This is a genomic window from Nostoc sp. NMS9, from assembly GCF_017114995.1.
GTDB lineage: Bacteria > Cyanobacteriota > Cyanobacteriia > Cyanobacteriales > Nostocaceae > Nostoc.
This window is the reverse complement of sequence record NZ_JABXKL010000019.1, coordinates 29,307-46,243: the sequence shown is the minus strand read 5'-3', so window position 1 is coordinate 46,243 and position 16,937 is coordinate 29,307. Positions and strand designations below refer to the sequence as shown.

The window sequence follows — 16,937 nt, the reverse complement described above, 5'->3', positions numbered from 1 at the left end:
TATGTGAAGCTAAACTTGTTCAGCGGTCTAGTTGACCATGCAGCAGTATTCAAGCTTACCAGACCAGAACTCACTGATAGATGCAACGCCAAAACTTTTGACAACAATTGAGCAACTTCGCGCGCAGCTGTGGCTAGAGAACAGCTTAAACCAGTTGCAAAGTCGCCTTAATGATTGCTTGCTTTCTGCTTGTAACACTGTCCCACAGGCAGAAGCCGCACAAGCGGAAATTTTCCAAACCGTGGTTAACGAGATTAACAGTGCTGTTCACAGCAGTAATCTGGCACTTACAGAATGTGCCGTAGGCATCGCTATGTGTCAACCACAAGAAACTGTTGCCACAGTTTGCTATGTTTCTCGTTCTCCATCCCCAAATTCACCACCTTTATTTCTAGAAGTGCTGACAGCAGAAAAAAAGCTGCTGCTGAGATTGCAAGAGGTGATAGAATTTGAAGATTTGCAACAGCTTGAGAATCAACAGCTACCGAGCGCTTGGCGGTTAGCTGATGATTCTGGCATTATGGGTTGGCTAATTATCGCCACAGCGCCCCTAAGCTCTCATCATGAGTCGCTCATAGAATCGCAAGCTCAACTCAGATCGCAATTGATGGCAAGGTCTGCTAAATACTGTACTACAGCTTTGGTACAACTTAGACACATCTTATCTTGGCCGCAACGGTGTCAACAGTTAAGTAACTCTAATCAAGAATTGGAGCGCACTAATCAACTGAAAAATCAGTTTCTGGCAAACACCAGCCACGAAATTCGCACACCGCTTAGTTCCATTATTGGGTTTACCGATCTGCTTTTAGCCCCAGGGTACGAACCAACTAAAGAACGTCAGCAAGAGTATTTAAATATCATCAAGTCTAGCGGCAAACACTTACTAGATCTGATTAATGATATTTTGGATCTCTCTAAAATTGAAGCAAATCAGCTAGAGGTACAGTGGGAAAGAGTAGATGTGCCAATACTGTGTAACAATGTTTTGGCATTGGTGAAAGAGAAAGCTGCTAATAAAGGTTTGAAACTGTGTCTAGAACTTGAACCCGATATTACAACCTTAGTAGCTGACCCCTTACGACTCAAGCAAATGTTGTTGAATTTACTCTTCAACGCCCTAAAGTTTACCAATAACGGAAGTGTTGGCTTACAAGTTGCTCCCAAAGGTGGATTTATGCATTTTACAGTTTGGGATACTGGCACTGGCATTTCCCAAGAAGACCAGGTTCAACTGTTTCAACCATACTTCCAAATTGCCAAGGCCGTAGCAGATGGTATTGAAGGTACTGGTTTGGGTTTAGCAGTGACTCAGAAACTTGCCCAAATTCACGGTGGTTTGGTGAAAGTTGAATCTGAAATAGATCGTGGCTCCCGTTTTACTCTTGTACTTCCCCTTAAGCAAGAACTGGGAGTGGGGGAAGATGAGGGTACAGGGGAAGATGAGGAAGCAGGGGAAGCAAAATTTTCCTTATTTCCTGTGCCTTTGACACCTAGTTCTTCTGTAGAAATTTTACTGGTAGAAAATGATTTACCCAATGCTAATTTGATGCAAATTTATCTACGTAAATTGGGATATCAAGTGACTTGGGTTAAGAATGCTGACAAGATGTGGGAAGCCCTAACACAGTTAGATCCAGCGGTAATTTTAATGGATGTTTTTCTGGCAGATGGAAATGGTCTTAACTTGGTACAACAACTGCGAGAACATCAGCAATATCGGACGATTCCGGTAATTGTTCAAACAGCAATGGCGATGAAAGGCGATCGCGAAACCTGTCTAGCAGCTGGAGTAAATGACTATATTTCTAAACCAATTGATTTACCGCTTTTAGCCAGTCTGGTGGCCAAGTACAGTCAAGCACCAACGTTGGTTGATGGGGAGCAGAGGAGCAGGGGAGCAGAGGAGCAGGGGAGCAGAGGAGCAGAGGGGAAGTTACAGTAAGTCCCTCTGCCTTTTGTGCCCAATGCTCCATAACTAATGACTACAATATAAATGATTGGGTGCTGTAGGGTTTTGGCAGGATTGGGAAATGATGCTGACAGAAAAATTTGAGCAATTAAGAGTCTTATTTAGAGAAATGGAGCAGGCGTTGATTGCCTACTCTGGTGGTGTTGATAGCACTTTGGTTGCCAAAATTGCTTATGATGTGTTGGGCGATCGCGCTTTGGCTGTCACGGCTGTTTCTCCTTCGCTTTTGCCAGAAGAGTTAGAAGATGCCAAAATTCAAGCTGCAACTATTGGGATTCCTCATAAAATCGTCCAGACTCACGAGATGGAAAATCCCAATTACACCTCTAACCCTGTTAATCGCTGTTATTTTTGCAAAAGTGAGTTGCACGACACTCTCAAACCTTTAGCTTTAGAACTGGGTTATCCTTATGTAGTGGATGGGGTGAATGCTGATGATTTGCATGATTATCGCCCAGGAATTCAGGCGGCTAAGGAAAGAGGGGCGCGATCGCCTTTAGCAGAAGTGGGTGTCACCAAAGTTGAAGTTCGCCAACTTTCGCAACAACTCGGTTTACCTTGGTGGGATAAACCTGCTCAACCTTGTCTCAGTTCCCGGTTTCCTTACGGTGAAGAGATTACTGTCGCTAAGTTGCAACGAGTTGGTAGAGGAGAAATTTATCTGCGAAAACTAGGTTGGCAAAATTTACGTGTGCGATCGCAAGGCGATACAGCCCGTATTGAATTACCACCAGAACAAATCAAAGAGTTTGTGTTGACTAACGATTTACAAACATTAGTTTCGGCATTTCAAGATTTTGGATTTATCTACGTAACCTTAGATTTAGAAGGTTATCGTAGTGGTAAGTTAAATCAGGTTTTAAATAGGGAAGCCTTGGGCGTTAAAGTATAGGATTTTAGTTCTATAAATATAGAGTTTATTTACCCTCTAGAGAAACTAGAAAGCAACCGTTAATCCTCCAGATATTATTGGGCTGTTTTTCCATAAAATATAAAGCCTTCAAGGGTACTCCATCAGGAGCAAGTAGCAGTACTGGTTGAGTTATGTTTCCCTGGATGGTTCTTATCTTCTCAAAAAATACAGAACGAGGACGGTATACTGCTGGGTAGCTTGTCTTTACCATCTGCATAAAATTTTCTGGTGTTCCGAATTGCGCCTGAATCGCCGGACTAGCAAAGGCAAAAGCGCCTTGGGCATCATCTTTTTTAAAGGCTGCCAATTGGTATTCAATTACAGAACGTATGTTGATAAAATCGGTATCAATAACTTCCATAAATTTAAAAATTGCGTAGGCGCAGCCCGTCGTAGACATCGCTCCAAGTGTCGGCAAAGCGATCGCTCAATTCTCACGCTGAGTGAGTGTGTATTCTATCTGCTGTAGTGCCGTTCGCCACACATCATATCCCTCTTGAGACAGGTGCAACCCATCTGTGGTCAACTCTGGGCGCAAATTGCCTTCCATATCTGTAAACCAGCTATAAATATTGAGATAATTAGCGCCTTCTTGTTTGGCAATCACGGTTAGTTGGATGTTGAGATGACGAATACGGCTATTGGAAATTTTTGGTAGACGAGTAGGCAAAATTGATTGGACAATGATTTGAGCTTTGGGGTGAGTCTGGCGTAAACGCCGGACAATCCGGCGATAATTATGCAAAATTGTTTCATCACTAGCGCCTTTTCGTAAGTCGTTAATCCCAGCCATGATGTAAATAACATCTGGCCGCGTTGCCGAAAATGCCCCCAATCTTTTTAAAACGCCACTAGAAGTATCTCCAGATATGCCTTGATTTAGCCACAATTTACCAGCAGGCAGTTTTTCTCTCGGAAACCACATACTCAAAGAATCACCAACTAAAATACTTAGATGATTGGCACCTTGACCTTGAGCGATCGCTCTAGCTTCTAAAGCTAGTAAACTTTTCCAGTCGTCATAAGTTAGCTGACGTTTCTTGATCGACTCCCACAATGATTGCAAATTATCACTATCTACGCGTGTATAAATCTGACCTGTTTTCAGAGCCGCCAATCTTTGGTAGTAAAGTTGATTTCCAGATGTCAATAAAAGGCTAGTTGCTTGGGTGCTGGGGTTGAGTGATGACTCTGTTGATACTGGTAATCCCTGACTGCTGAATTCTGGTACGCTAGGGACGTTTTTCTCACTTACTATTGGCTGCGAACTTTTTAGGGGTTGGAACGCTTGGCCGCTGAGTTCGGGTAAGGAGAGATCAACGCTCTTGATAATTTTTGTACTGACTATTGTCTGCGAACCCTGTTTTAAATCCCACAGGAATCTAGAACTTTCTGGCAGGACAATTGACAGATGTGGAAGAGCCGATGCTGGTATTGCTAATCCTGTTAACAAGCCTGCTGCCAACAGATAAGGGTCCCTCATCGCTTTCTCTCTCCTCTACTCACTGCTTTTCCTTATGACGGCATTAATTGCCTGTATTCAGGAAAATTTTACTTCGGTTAAGTTATTATTCTTATTTACGCTGTATAGTTCTGTAAAGCGTGTTCATGAGATTATATTTGACAATTTACGATCTCTTTAAAGTACGGTTTTTCCGGTGGTATACAAGTCTTATTTGTGAGAATACTTCTACTGAAAGCACTGTTTTCATCAGCCGACCACTTTTTCTAACTTAGTTATCACAAATATTACTAGTGTTTGCAAACTCGGCAATTAGTGAGTGATTTTTGAGGAGATCAAGACAGAGGTTTTTGCTTTTGATGTTGCTAGTATGTGAAATAACCATCAGATTTTAGGTTTCTAGATTTCAGTCAATTGTTGCGATTGCATGAGAGTTTGCTAGGTCCAGAGGCTATCTCTGACGACAAGCAGTTTCTGTACGAGACGCTACGCATAGCTTGCTTGTTTGCAGGAGTACACTTCTACACTTTTCACTTTGTCATGTTAAATTAAGCAGTGCAAATGCACCAGTTATTAAAGATGTGACTAGTTCAGATTAAACATTCGATAACTAGCACAAGTGAAAGTATGGTCACTAAAAGAAGTTTCTGCACGTTCTGGGATAATTTCCAGCACAGTTATAAGTTATGCGCGTCGTCACGAAATGACAACAGTTGACTTTCCTACTATATACAAATTAGCTTGTGCCTTTAATCTGACGATTGAGGACTTGGTGGAAATTTTGGATAAATAGGCAAAATTATAACTTTTGAGAATATTGATATCATACGATGATATGTACTCAATGAGCAAGTATGACGTTTGCCATACTGAGAATTTCAGAACTCACTATACGTAATTTAAAATTTATGTTTACTAATTGAAGTATGAGTTGAAACACATTTAAATTAAGTTTTAAATCTAGAGAATAACCTCATTGAAAGTGCTAAGATTTAGGCTGAATCATTAGTGTTTTCCTTTTCTTCTGTGGCAAGAGCTAGTACAGCGATTGGTGTCAGTCCCATTATTAAGGAGATTGTGCAAAAACAGGCACATTCCACACGTTTGACCCTGAAAGAAGTTATTCTCATGGGGATGTTAGCTATTGATAAACTAGATGATCGAGGTCGTCAAGAGCTAGCAGATCAAGTTCATCAAATGCAGGTGAATGGAGAAATTTAATTCAGTAGTTATGAGTTAAGAGTTATGAGTTATAAATTTTAACGTCTCACTCCTAACTCTTTACTTAATTTGGTTATTGGCTAAATCGATAACGACTTCCAATTACATAACTTTCATTAATTTCAAAAGATATCCATCGGCGTTGCAGAGTTTCAGCAACAAAGCCGGTCGTATTAGAACCTGCAAATGGATCTAATACCATATCACCTTCATCAGTTAAAAATTTGATGAAGAACTCGGCGAACCCTTGAGGAAAACGTGCTGGATGGGGTCTAATTTCTGCTGTTTTGCAGCGTCGTAAATAAGCACTATTCGATTCAGTATTAGCAATTTCTAGCAAATTCGGCGGAATTGCACCTTGGTTATCTTTTTGAAATTTATCAGAAATATCATGTCCACTAGGACGTATTTTTGCTTTATAACCATTTTTTAATAACTGTTTCATACTTTGGCTATAGGGCTTTAATACTTTTCTGTTATCTGCTTTAGGATGCGGTGTTTTAGACAACCACCAAACTGTATTTACAGAATCTTTCACACGAATCCGCCTGATTGTCACCCACTCAGCAGGGCTTGGCAGTCGAGCCGGATTATAGTGATAGAATTCTTGAGCAAGAAAGAAACCAACTTCTTTGCATAATCTTACTAAAAGTTCGTATTGGTAGATACTCCGCACGGGATTACCAGGTAGGTAAGCGCCACCTAAATCTAGTACGAATGAGCCATTATCTGCCAGTACTCTTTTAAATTCGGATGCAAAAGGTAGGAACCACTCAATATATTTTTCAGCAGTTTCGTTACCGTATTCTTTTTTTCGGGTGAGTGCGAATGGAGGTGAGGTGATAATTAAATTAATACTATTATCATCAATGAATTTAATAAGTTTAAGGCTATCGCCTAAATATGCGGCTCCGTTTTGCTGAGTATAAGAGGGATTAAAAATTATTTCTTTTTGTGGCGTTATTGATTCTTCTTGCAAGAGTTATAAAATTATCTAGTTTTTTATAGTTATAACTTGTTTTAGTATTGTTTAAGGATTTAATTTTAAAAGTTATTTTTTTAACGCAGAGGGACGCAGAGGTAAGCGCAAAGTAACACAGAGGAGTATATTAACTTTGGATACCCTGATGCACGGTTTACGGTGACATATATTTGGGGTTTCTGTAATGCGCTTTTGCTAGTTTGTCATGGTTAGGCGTAGACCTAGACCGTCGTAGAAATCGCTTTCTTGTTAGATAGGCTCTCCATTTTTTAAAATGTTTCATGAGTAGTAATGAAATTACAATTTAAAAGATTTCAGTATGGGATAAGCTTTTTATTGATATTTGTCGATGAATTTAAAATTAATTTTTCTAACAATAGCGATTGCTCCTCATCAGAGAAAGACAGGATAACTTCTATGAAAGATTCTACGAGTTGAATGTTCATTATTGATAAATTAACATTTTTATACTTCGTAGACTAATGAAAAAATCCCCCACCTTGCGGCAGGGGATTTTTATTACTTACCTACAAAACTAGCAGCCGAATTAACCGAACTTACCAGCAGTAGAAGCAATCAAAAACGCGGCGTAAGTTACGACATAGCCAACAGTGAAGTGAGCTAGACCAACTACACGAGCTTGAACAATAGACAGAGCCACGGGCTTGTCTTTCCAGCGAACTAGGTTAGCTAGAGGAGTGCGTTCGTGTGCCCAAACAAGGGTTTCAATCAACTCTTGCCAGTAACCTCTCCAGGAGATTAAGAACATGAAGCCAGTAGCCCAAACTAGGTGTCCAAACAGGAACATCCAAGCCCAGACAGATAGGTTATTCACGCCGTAGGGGTTGTAACCGTTAATCAACTGAGCAGAGTTAGCCCAGAGGTAATCGCGGAACCAGCCCATGAGATATGTAGAGTTCTCATTGAACTGAGCTACGTTGCCTTGCCAAATACCTAGATGTTTCCAATGCCAGTAGAACGTAACCCAACCAAGGGTGTTGAGCATCCAGAATGTAGCGAGGTAGAAGGAATCCCATGCTGAGATGTCGCAAGTACCGCCACGACCGGGTCCGTCGCAAGGGAAGGCATAGCCGAAGTCCTTTTTATCGGGCATCAGCTTAGAACCACGGGCATCCAAAGCACCTTTGACCAAGATCAAGGTGGTGGTGTGCAGACCTAAGGCGATCGCATGGTGTACCAAGAAGTCGCCAGGGCCAATTGTCAAGAACAGGGAGTTAGTACCAGCATTGATGGCATCTAACCAGCCTGGTAACCAGACGTTAGCGTAGTTGGGCCATGCTGTGTAAGCAATACTATCTGGGTTAGATAGCAAGGTATCTAAACCGTACAGTACTTTACCGTTAGCAGCTTGGACGAACTGGGCAAACACTGGCTCAATCAGGATTTGCTTTTCAGGAGTACCGAAAGCAACTACTACGTCGTTGTGGACGTAAAGACCAAGGGTGTGGAAGCCCAAGAAAAGGGATACCCAGCTGAGGTGGGAAATAATCGCTTCTTTGTGCTTCAGCACGCGCTCAAGAACGTTGCCCTTATTTTGCTCTGGATCGTAATCACGCACCCAGAATATTGCTCCGTGGGCAAAAGCACCAAGCATCAAGAATCCAGCAATATACTGGTGATGCGTGTACAACGCTGCCTGGGTTGTGTAGTCCTTCGCAATAAATGCGTAGGAAGGCATGGAGTACATGTGCTGCGCTACCCAGGAAGTGACAACACCTAACGCTGCTAAGTGCCATCCCAATTGGAAGTGCAGGGAGTTGTTGTAGGTGTCGTAGATACCTTGGTGAGGTAGGTTAAACGGGCCTTCAACAGGAATACCAAAGAAATTCTTGGCATTCAAGGCTTCCTTGAGACTGTGACCAATCCCAAAGTTTGTCCGGTACATGTGACCAGCAATGATGAATAGAACTGCGATCGCTAAGTGGTGATGAGCTATGTCAGTCAGCCACAAAGCTTCTGTCTGGGGATGGAAACCACCCAAGAAACTCAGAATTGCAGTTCCTGCACCTTGCGATGTCCCGAAGATATGTCCAGGAGTGTCAGGGTTTTGAGAGTAAACACCCCAGTTGCCTGTAAAGAATGGTGTCAAACCTGCTGGGTGGGGTGGGGTATTCAGGAAGTTATCCCAACCTACGTGCTGACCGCGAGCTTCGGGGACAGCAACGTGAATTAAGTGACCAGCCCACGCCAAAGAACTAACACCAAACAAACCTGCTAAGTGGTGGTTTAGACGATGTTCAGCGCTCTTAAACCATGCCAAGCTAGGACGGAACTTGGGTTGCAAGTGCAGCCAACCAGCAAACAAGAATACAGCTGCGAATAACAACAAGAACACTGAACCGTTGTACAGTTCGCCGTTATTCCGCATTCCGATGGTATACCACCAGTGGTAGAGACCAGAGTAGGTAATGTTTACCGGATTGCTAGCGCCAGCTTGGGTAAAAGCTTCGATCGCTGGTTTACCGAAGTGGGGGTCCCAAATCGCGTGGGCGATGGGACGGATGTGAAGGGGATCTTTAATCCACTGTTCAAAGTTACCTTGCCAGGCTACGTGGAACAGGAGGCTGGATGCCCACAGGAAGATGATTGCCAAGTGACCGAAGTGAGTTGCGAAAATCTTTTGGTAAAGATTTTCCTCTGTGATGCCATCATGGGTTTCAAAATCGTTGCCTGTAGCGATCGCATACCATATCCGACGAGTCGTCGGGTCCTGTGCGAGATCCTGGCTAAATTTCGGAAATTTTGTCGCCATAGGTTTAATAAATCCTCTGACCTTTAGCCATCAAATACCAGCTTTACACGAGTTAGGAGTTAGGAGTTAGGAGTTTTAAATCTAAAAACTATTTCTTAAACTCAGCACTCAGCACTCATAACTCATAACTCAATGCAGCTGATTGCTACCCTACTGAAAGGATGTGTGCATGGAAGAATGCCCAAGTTGTGGCAATTCCTCCCAAGAGGTAGTGAGCTACCCCTACAGCCCGACCCTGAATAATGCTCAGAGCGCGAGGCTGAATTGCTGGTGCTACCTTCAGTTTGTTATGCGCCCAAACAATGGACTCAATCAGTTCTTGCCAGTAGCCGCGACCACTGAACAGGAACATCAAACTGAATGCCCAGACAAAGTGAGCGCCTAAGAAGAGTAGACCATAGGCAGATAGCGCGCTGCCATAGGAATTGATGACTTGTGTAGCTTGTGCCCACAAGAAGTCTCGCAACCAACCGTTGATGGTAATTGCACTTTGGGCGAAGTTACCACCAGTGATATGAGTTACAGTACCATCTGCATCTACGGTTCCCCATACATCTGATTGCATCTTCCAGCTGAAGTGGAAAATTACAATCGATATGGAGTTGTACATCCAGAAGAGTCCGAGGAATACGTGATCCCAACCAGATACTTGACAGGTACCGCCACGACCGGGGCCGTCGCAAGGGAAGCGGAAGCCCAAGTTTGCCTTGTCTGGAATCAGACGAGAGCTACGGGCGTACAGCACACCTTTAAGCAAAATTAGGACGGTGACGTGAATGGTGAAAGCGTGAATGTGGTGAATTAGGAAGTCCGCTGTGCCCAAAACAATGGGTGCAGCTGCCACTTTACCGCCAACAGCCAATATACCGCCGCCAAAGACATAGCTAACTGGTTCTAGGGCATTGGGTGCAGTTGTACCAGGAGCCAAGGCGTGAATATTTTGTATCCACTGGGCAAATACTGGCTGCAATTGAATCCCTGTATCAGAGAACAAGTCTTGAGGACGACCCAATGCACGCATTGTGTCGTTGTGGATGTAAAGTCCAAAGCTATGGAAGCCGAGGAAAATAGACACCCAGTTCAGGTGAGAAATAATCGCGTCACGGTGACGAATCACCCGATCCAGCAAGTTGTTTTGATTCACAACTGGATCGTAATCCCGCACCATGAAGATAGCAGCGTGAGCCGCTCCACCAACAATCAAGAAGCCACCGATCCAAATATGGTGAGTGAATATGCACAACTGCGTAGCGTAGTCAGTTGCCAAATATGGATAGGGGGGCATCGCGTACATGTGATGCGCGATGATGATGGTCAGCGAACCCAAGAAGGCCAAGTTAGTAGCCAACTGAGCGTGCCAGGATGTGGTCAGGTTTTCGTAGAGACCTTTGTGACCTTCACCGGTGAAAGGACCTTTGTGGTTTTCTAGGATCTCTTTAATGCTGTGACCAATACCCCAGTTGGTACGGTACTGATGACCAGCAACGATAAAGAGAACTGCGATCGCTAAGTGGTGATGAGAAATATCAGTCAACCACAAGCCGCCTGTTACCGGGTTCAGACCGCCCTTGAAGGTAAGGAAGTCAGCATACTGACCCCAGTTCAAGGTGAAGAAAGGTGCTAAACCAGCTGCAAAGCCAGGGTACAGTTCGGTCAACAAGTCTTTGTTCAAGATGAACTCGTGGGGCAGGGGTATGTCTTTGAGAGCAACGCCTGCATCCAAAAGCTTGTTGGTCGGTGCGGACACGTGGATTAAGTGACCTGCCCATCCCAAGGAACCACAACCTAGCAGTACTTGCAAGTGGTGATTCAGCATCGACTCCACATTCTGGAACCATTCCAGTTTGGGAGCGCGCTTGTGGTAGTGGAACCAGCCGGCAAATAGGAACAAGCCTGCTAATACCAATCCACCGATCGCAGTTACGTAAAGCTGGAAGGAGTTTGTAATCCCCCAGCCACGCCATACTTGGAACAAACCGGAGGTGATTTGAATACCGTGGAAACCACCGCCAACATCACCGTTTAAAATGTCTTGCCCGACAATGGGCCAAACAACTTGAGCACTTGGCTTAACGTTTAACGGGTCGCTTAACCAAGCTTCGTAGTTAGAAAACTTCGCGCCGTGGAAAATCATCCCGCTCAACCAGATGGTCACTACAGCCAGGTGGCCGAAGTGGGCTGAGAATATCTTGCGGGAGATGTCTTCTAAATCGCTTGTATGTGTATCAAAATCATGGGCGAGTGCGTGCAGGTTCCAAATCCATGTGGTGGTTTTTGGACCTCTGGCTAAGGATCTGTCAAAGTGCCCAGGTTGTGCCCATCTCTCGAAAGAGGTAGGAACCGGGTCGTTATCGACGATTATTCTTGCCTGTTTTTCCTCTCGCTCCGGAGGACTTATTGTCATTCGACCTCCTCTCTTGATCAGGAATGAGGAATCATGAATCCCACAATGTAAAGCTTAGTCGCATACTCCAGAATTTTACTGAAGCCGCGATGAAGACCCTATGTGGAGAGTTGTTTCTCGTTGAATTATAAAGTCTTCACTTGTACATTGTTAGAGATATTTTAACAATAATTCAAACTTGCTCGAATATTGCTGGAATTCATGCCTTAACTGGCTTTTAACTTCAAACTTTTTGTCCAAAAGTCAATAGTTTATCTATTTAATTTACAAACAATAACAATTCGTAAAATTTATGGTTTGGCTGTATGTAGCCGATGTCCCAACTTTTACTGCTATTACTCATGAACATTTATGTCATATTTCAATTTTGCAAGTAAAACGCTGTAAAGAATATGACTTATTTTAAAATTTTATGAGATACAAAGGAAAACCTATGGGATATGAGGTAGATTTCACCTTTTGGGCTATAGTTCCAGATGGACAGTTTGAGCCAAAATAATCTGTCAATTGTCGAAGACTATCACTGGGTGTAACGCATGAACTCGTGGCAGAAAAGGGTGTTAGAGAAGCTCCTCCCTCAGAGGTTCCCGATTCTCAGGTGGGTAATGACATTGGTGCTGGTATTACACTTGACCAGTTGCGGCGAGAAAGCCGACAGCCAGGAAGTATCTACTGGCTATAAAGAAAACTCCCCACAGATTTCTCAAATTTCAAAGCAATTTTCGGAAGTTTCCCCTCCATCTGTTATTCAAGAACTGCGGACAATTTTGGAAGTTTATCAGCCACAAGTGACAATTGTTACTCCAAAAATTGATGAAGTTCTTCAAGATAACAAAGTCACAGCCAGTTTTCAGGTTAAGGATCTACCAATATTTAAAGACCCACAATTACAACTGGGTCCACATCTACACGTAATTCTGGATAATCAACCTTATATACCTATTTACGACCTGAATCAGCCCTTGGTTTTGCCAGACTTGTCTCCAGGTAGTCATACCCTGCGTGTTTTTGCTTCTCGTCCTTGGCATGAAAGCTTTAAGAATGAGGGTGCTTATGCCCAAACAACATTTCACGTCTTCACCAAAACCGACGACAACACCCCAGATCCTAAATTACCCCTGCTAACTTACAGTCGTCCTCAAAGTAGCTACGGAGCAGAACCAATTTTACTGGACTTTTACCTAACTAATGCTCCTCTCCACCTCGTTGCTAAGGAAAACCCCAACGACAAGTTCAGTGATTGGCGCATTCGCTCCACTATTAATGGTGAAAGTTTTATTTTTGATCGCTGGCAAGCAGTCTACCTTAAAGGCTTCCATCCAGGGAAAAACTGGGTAAAGCTAGAATTTCTCGATAATCAGGGAAATGCTGTCAAAAATGCTTTTAATACTACAGTTAGATTGATTGACTACCAGCCAAAAGGTAAAGACACTCTGTCGAGAATTGTCAGAGGAGAACTCACAGCAGCTGAGGTGCGCCCTATTGTAGACCCGAATTATAAACTTGCACCTAAACCCACACCCACACCTTCTGTTGAAAAAACACCCCAAATACAGCCTATTCCTGAAACTGAAATTCCAGAACAATCCAAAACACGGCCAGAAAAACCAAAATTAGAAGTTCCAACGGCTGCACCATCTCCCAGCTTGTCCCCAACGCCACCAGAAATTATTGAGTCTCCAGCACCAGAACCACAGCCGGAAGTAACACCAACTCCTGAATCAACGCCGTTACCCGAAAAAGTTGCGCCTCAGCCAACAAAACCTAGATTTGGTGGATTTTTTAACCGTGGGGCTGGTAAAGTTCCCACCCCAGAAGCACCAGTTGCACCATCTCCTAGTTTGCCACCCACACTGCCAGAGATTATTGAGTCTCCGACACCAGAAATTATTACGCCAACACTAGAACCACAACCAACGGTAACGCCAACTCCTGAATCAACGCCGTTACCCGAAAAAGTAACGCCTCAGCCAAAAAAATCTTCTAGATTTGGTGGGTTTTTTAATCGTCGAACGGCCAAGACACCTACTCCCCAGGTAACAGTTGCGCCATCTCCTAGTTTGCCACCAACGCTGCCAGAGATTATTGAGTCTCCAGCACCAGAAATTATTACGCCAACACTAGAACCACAGCCAACAGTAACGCCAACACCTCCGTCTGCTGAATTACCCGAAAAACAAGTGCAACAGCCATAAAAAACAGGATTTAGCTAAAACAGCAAGAAGCCTCTCACCGTTGCCGTTGGAAGGTGATGAGATGAATTGCGCGTGAGTTGACGACAGTTCTCTGACGGATATTGAGCGTAAGCTCTCATTGGAGAAGAGGACACGGAGGAAACGAGCAAATCTTGGTTTCAAAAATTTTGCTTTTGCTGAATAACTAGGGAATTCTAAGTAAGGATTGACTCTTATTGCTTACTTAGGATTAATATGGCTTTCCAGACTCCAGATTCAGATTTTCCATCAGTTTCCGGTGATATCGCCGTCGTCCAATCGAGCCGAAAAGGGTGGTTCTCAAAAATTACCAACGGTCTGAGTATTGGCAACAAAATTAAATTTGGCTACAGTCTTGCCCTCGGTGTGGGAATTGTCGGAACCACAATTGGGTTAATTTTAGGAGATCGCTATCAGCAACAGGCGTTGCAGCAGCAACAAAATGCCTTTAAGGAAATCAATTTGCTCTATCGCCTTCAGACAAGTATCCTGCAAACCCGGACGCACCAGCAGCAACTCATTCCCTTAGTGGCAAATCTAAAGCTGTACAAAGAGGAATATGCCCACATAACTAATACACATGCACCTGAAATTAAGCAGGTTTGGTTGGAACTCCAAACGTATATAAAAACTGTCGATTATGCGAACCAAAAACACACTGAAAATATTCCCCTGCTTCTAAAAACTTATGAAGGTATAACACAAACTTATATCCAGCAACTTGAGGAACTATTTCAGCAACTCGATTTATACTCTGTAACTGACGATAAAATTGCGATCGCTCAACGACGACTGTTGAAGTTTACCAATAGTGAGTTAGCACTTAAGTTTGATGGTATCTCCGATGAACTGGTTACTGTCATTAATACCTCTTATGAGGAATTACAAGCAGCAACGACGACGTTCAAGACAGTAGCACAAATACGGATTCAAATTATTGTTGTTAGCATTCTGTTGTCAGCAGTAATTGCTACTCTTTTAGCTTTTTTGACGAGTCGAACCATTACCCATCCCGTCGAAGTGCTGACGAATGTAGCGCAGCGAGTCACCAAAGAATCTAACTTTGATCTGCAAGCACCCGTCATAACCACAGATGAAATTGGCATACTTGCTACTGCATTTAACCAAGTTTTGCACAGGGTTAAATGCTTACTGGAAGAACAGCAAGCAGCTGCCTTTCGTCAGCAGCAAATGCAAGAAGCGCAATTGCTTCAAAGTGAGAAAATGTCTAGTTTAGGACGAATGGTAGCTGGCATTGCCCATGAAATTAATAATCCGGTAAATTTTATCTACGGCAATTTAGATCCTGCTATTGAGCATGTAGACGATTTATTAGCATTGTTACAAACCTATCGCCAAGAAGTACCTAGTCCACCTCTAGCGGTACAAGACCACGCCACCGAAATTGATGCAGAATTTGTGGAAGAAGATTTACCTAAAGTTTTGCAGTCAATGAAGTTCGGCGCCGATCGCGTCCGCCAAATTGTCTTGAGTTTGAAAAACTTCTCTCGTTTAGATGAAGCAGAAGCTCATGCAGTCAATTTGCATGAATGTATTGAGAGTACACTACTCATTCTCAATAACCGGATCAAAAAAGGGATTACGATTGAGCGCTGCTACGGTGATATTCCTAACATTGAAGGTTTTTCTAGCTCGCTTTATCAAGTGTTTATGAACATTATCAACAATGCGCTTGATGCTTTGGAGGAACAGCACAATACTCAGGACTACCCACGAATTACGATCGCTACCGAACTTCAAGACAAAAACTGGGTAGTTGTCCGTATTGCTGATAACGGTTCTGGTATTGCCCCAGAGACTCAAGAGAAAATTTTTGAGATGTTCTTTACCACTAAACCAACAGGTGTTGGCACTGGTATGGGACTTTCAATTAGTCATCAGATTGTCGTCGAAAAACATGGAGGACGACTAATTTGTAAATCTGAGGTGGGTAGTGGTACAGAATTTACCATTTCTCTCCCCGTCCAAAAGCAATATTTACCCAAAGATACTCAACTGTAACTCTTGTGCTAGAGCCTCAACAAAAACAAGTCCTGCTACCGGATTTCCTACCCTATCTAAAGCTGGACTATAACAAGCGATCGCTCCCTCTCCTGGTACTATTGCCAAAAGTCCACCACCAATCCCAGATTTCATCGGTAGACCAATTTTGACGGCAAACTCGGCAGAAGCTTCGTACAGTCCACAAGTTGACATTACAGCGTTGACAATTCGGCGGTTTTGTGGTGATATACAGCCATTGTCAAAAGCTAAGAGTTTTCCTAACAGAGCTAAATCTTCAACTCGCCCAGATAGACAGCATATTTGCTCATAAGTGTCAAGTGCTATTTCAATATTTTCTAGATGACCAGCTTGGGCGAGATAATTAGCGATCGCTTCATTGGCTTTTGAGCGGGTTAATCTCACTGAAGCCAGCATTACCTCATCTAAATCTAGTTGGCAACCTGCTAATTGGTTGAGCCATTGACAAAATAAAAGAGTGCGTTCGTTCGCGTCCTTTCCTGGTAACTTATCAGACAAAGTAATTGCCCCACTATTAATCATGGGGTTGCGGGGATAGCCGCGATCGCTAATTAATTGTTCTAAACAATTGAAGGGTGCATCCGATGGTTCAACCCCAACCCACCCGAAAACCTTTTCTGCTCCTAGATGTTCTAGCAGATAAAGTAGAGAAAATGTCTTAATCACGCTCATTAGCGGGAAGACACAAGCTGTATCGCCAAAGCTGATATTTTTCCCCGATTTACAGCAGATATGAATTGCAAACCAACCAGGATCGGCTAAAGCTAGTTGCGGAATGCGATCGCTTACTTTTCCTTGGTCAGCCTGGGATGTGGTTTGCTGTATGCAAGCTAATAATTCAGTATTAGTTAATCTTGTAAGTCTTTTCAACAGTGATGCAAGATGCAGAGGTTTTTTTAACAAGATACAAGAAGTACCTTACGCGATGTGCGACTTATTCTTGGAATCCCGCTT

The 16,937-nt window shown here is 43.2% G+C and carries 12 protein-coding genes; 6 read left to right on the top strand and 6 right to left on the bottom strand.

The annotated features are described in order from the left end of the window. Positions 1-37 precede the first annotated feature (37 nt). Both hrmK and larE read left to right on the top strand, forming a co-directional pair. On the top strand, positions 38-1,945 hold the full coding sequence (hrmK, locus tag HWQ40_RS07015; protein ID WP_292775983.1) for a hybrid histidine kinase/response regulator HrmK: 1,908 nt from the start codon (positions 38-40) through the stop codon (positions 1,943-1,945). Between the two features lie 91 nt (positions 1,946-2,036). Then, complete coding sequence (larE, locus tag HWQ40_RS07010) at positions 2,037-2,864, top strand: ATP-dependent sacrificial sulfur transferase LarE (protein ID WP_292776378.1); 828 nt, start codon at positions 2,037-2,039, stop codon at positions 2,862-2,864. Between the two features lie 25 nt (positions 2,865-2,889). Here the strand turns inward: larE and HWQ40_RS07005 are convergent, their stop codons facing one another. Beyond that, entirely contained in the window at positions 2,890-3,246 is a 357-nt protein-coding gene (locus HWQ40_RS07005; protein WP_292776375.1) for a DUF4864 domain-containing protein, read from the bottom strand. Positions 3,247-3,312: 66 nt separating this feature from the next. Then, on the bottom strand, positions 3,313-4,368 hold the full coding sequence (locus HWQ40_RS07000) for an SGNH/GDSL hydrolase family protein (RefSeq protein ID WP_292775980.1): 1,056 nt from the start codon (positions 4,366-4,368) through the stop codon (positions 3,313-3,315). A gap of 598 nt (positions 4,369-4,966) precedes the next feature. On the opposite strand from HWQ40_RS07000, the gene HWQ40_RS06995 reads away from it, so the two are divergent. Together HWQ40_RS06995 and HWQ40_RS06990 are read left to right on the top strand one after the other, a co-directional pair. After that, a complete protein-coding gene (locus tag HWQ40_RS06995) occupies positions 4,967-5,140 on the top strand; it encodes a helix-turn-helix transcriptional regulator (RefSeq protein WP_292775977.1) in 174 nt (57 codons plus the stop codon). Positions 5,141-5,355: 215 nt separating this feature from the next. Beyond that, on the top strand, positions 5,356-5,568 hold the full coding sequence (locus HWQ40_RS06990) for a hypothetical protein (protein WP_099099566.1): 213 nt from the start codon (positions 5,356-5,358) through the stop codon (positions 5,566-5,568). A 73-nt stretch (positions 5,569-5,641) separates the two neighbouring features. Here HWQ40_RS06990 and HWQ40_RS06985 read toward each other — a convergent pair whose 3' ends face one another. From HWQ40_RS06985 to psaA, 3 genes are all read right to left on the bottom strand, one after another. Beyond that, positions 5,642-6,547 (bottom strand): site-specific DNA-methyltransferase, encoded by a 906-nt coding sequence (locus HWQ40_RS06985; protein ID WP_292775974.1) that lies wholly within the window; start codon positions 6,545-6,547, stop codon positions 5,642-5,644. Between the two features lie 550 nt (positions 6,548-7,097). Then, entirely contained in the window at positions 7,098-9,323 is a 2,226-nt protein-coding gene (gene psaB, locus HWQ40_RS06980; protein ID WP_292775971.1) for a photosystem I core protein PsaB, read from the bottom strand. A gap of 145 nt (positions 9,324-9,468) precedes the next feature. Then, a complete protein-coding gene (gene psaA, locus HWQ40_RS06975; protein WP_292775968.1) occupies positions 9,469-11,727 on the bottom strand; it encodes a photosystem I core protein PsaA in 2,259 nt (752 codons plus the stop codon). Positions 11,728-12,263: 536 nt separating this feature from the next. Here psaA and HWQ40_RS06970 point away from each other — a divergent pair. Next, positions 12,264-13,922: a hypothetical protein gene (locus HWQ40_RS06970; RefSeq protein ID WP_292775965.1), complete on the top strand. Its 1,659-nt coding sequence runs from the start codon at positions 12,264-12,266 to the stop codon at positions 13,920-13,922. Positions 13,923-14,156: 234 nt separating this feature from the next. Beyond that, a complete protein-coding gene (locus HWQ40_RS06965) occupies positions 14,157-15,962 on the top strand; it encodes an ATP-binding protein (protein ID WP_292775961.1) in 1,806 nt (601 codons plus the stop codon). Here the strand turns inward: HWQ40_RS06965 and glsA are convergent. Beyond that, positions 15,939-16,853, bottom strand: coding sequence for a glutaminase A (gene glsA / locus HWQ40_RS06960; protein WP_292776372.1), 915 nt, complete (start codon positions 16,851-16,853; stop codon positions 15,939-15,941). The genes HWQ40_RS06965 and glsA overlap by 24 nt on opposite strands. Positions 16,854-16,937 lie beyond the last annotated feature (84 nt).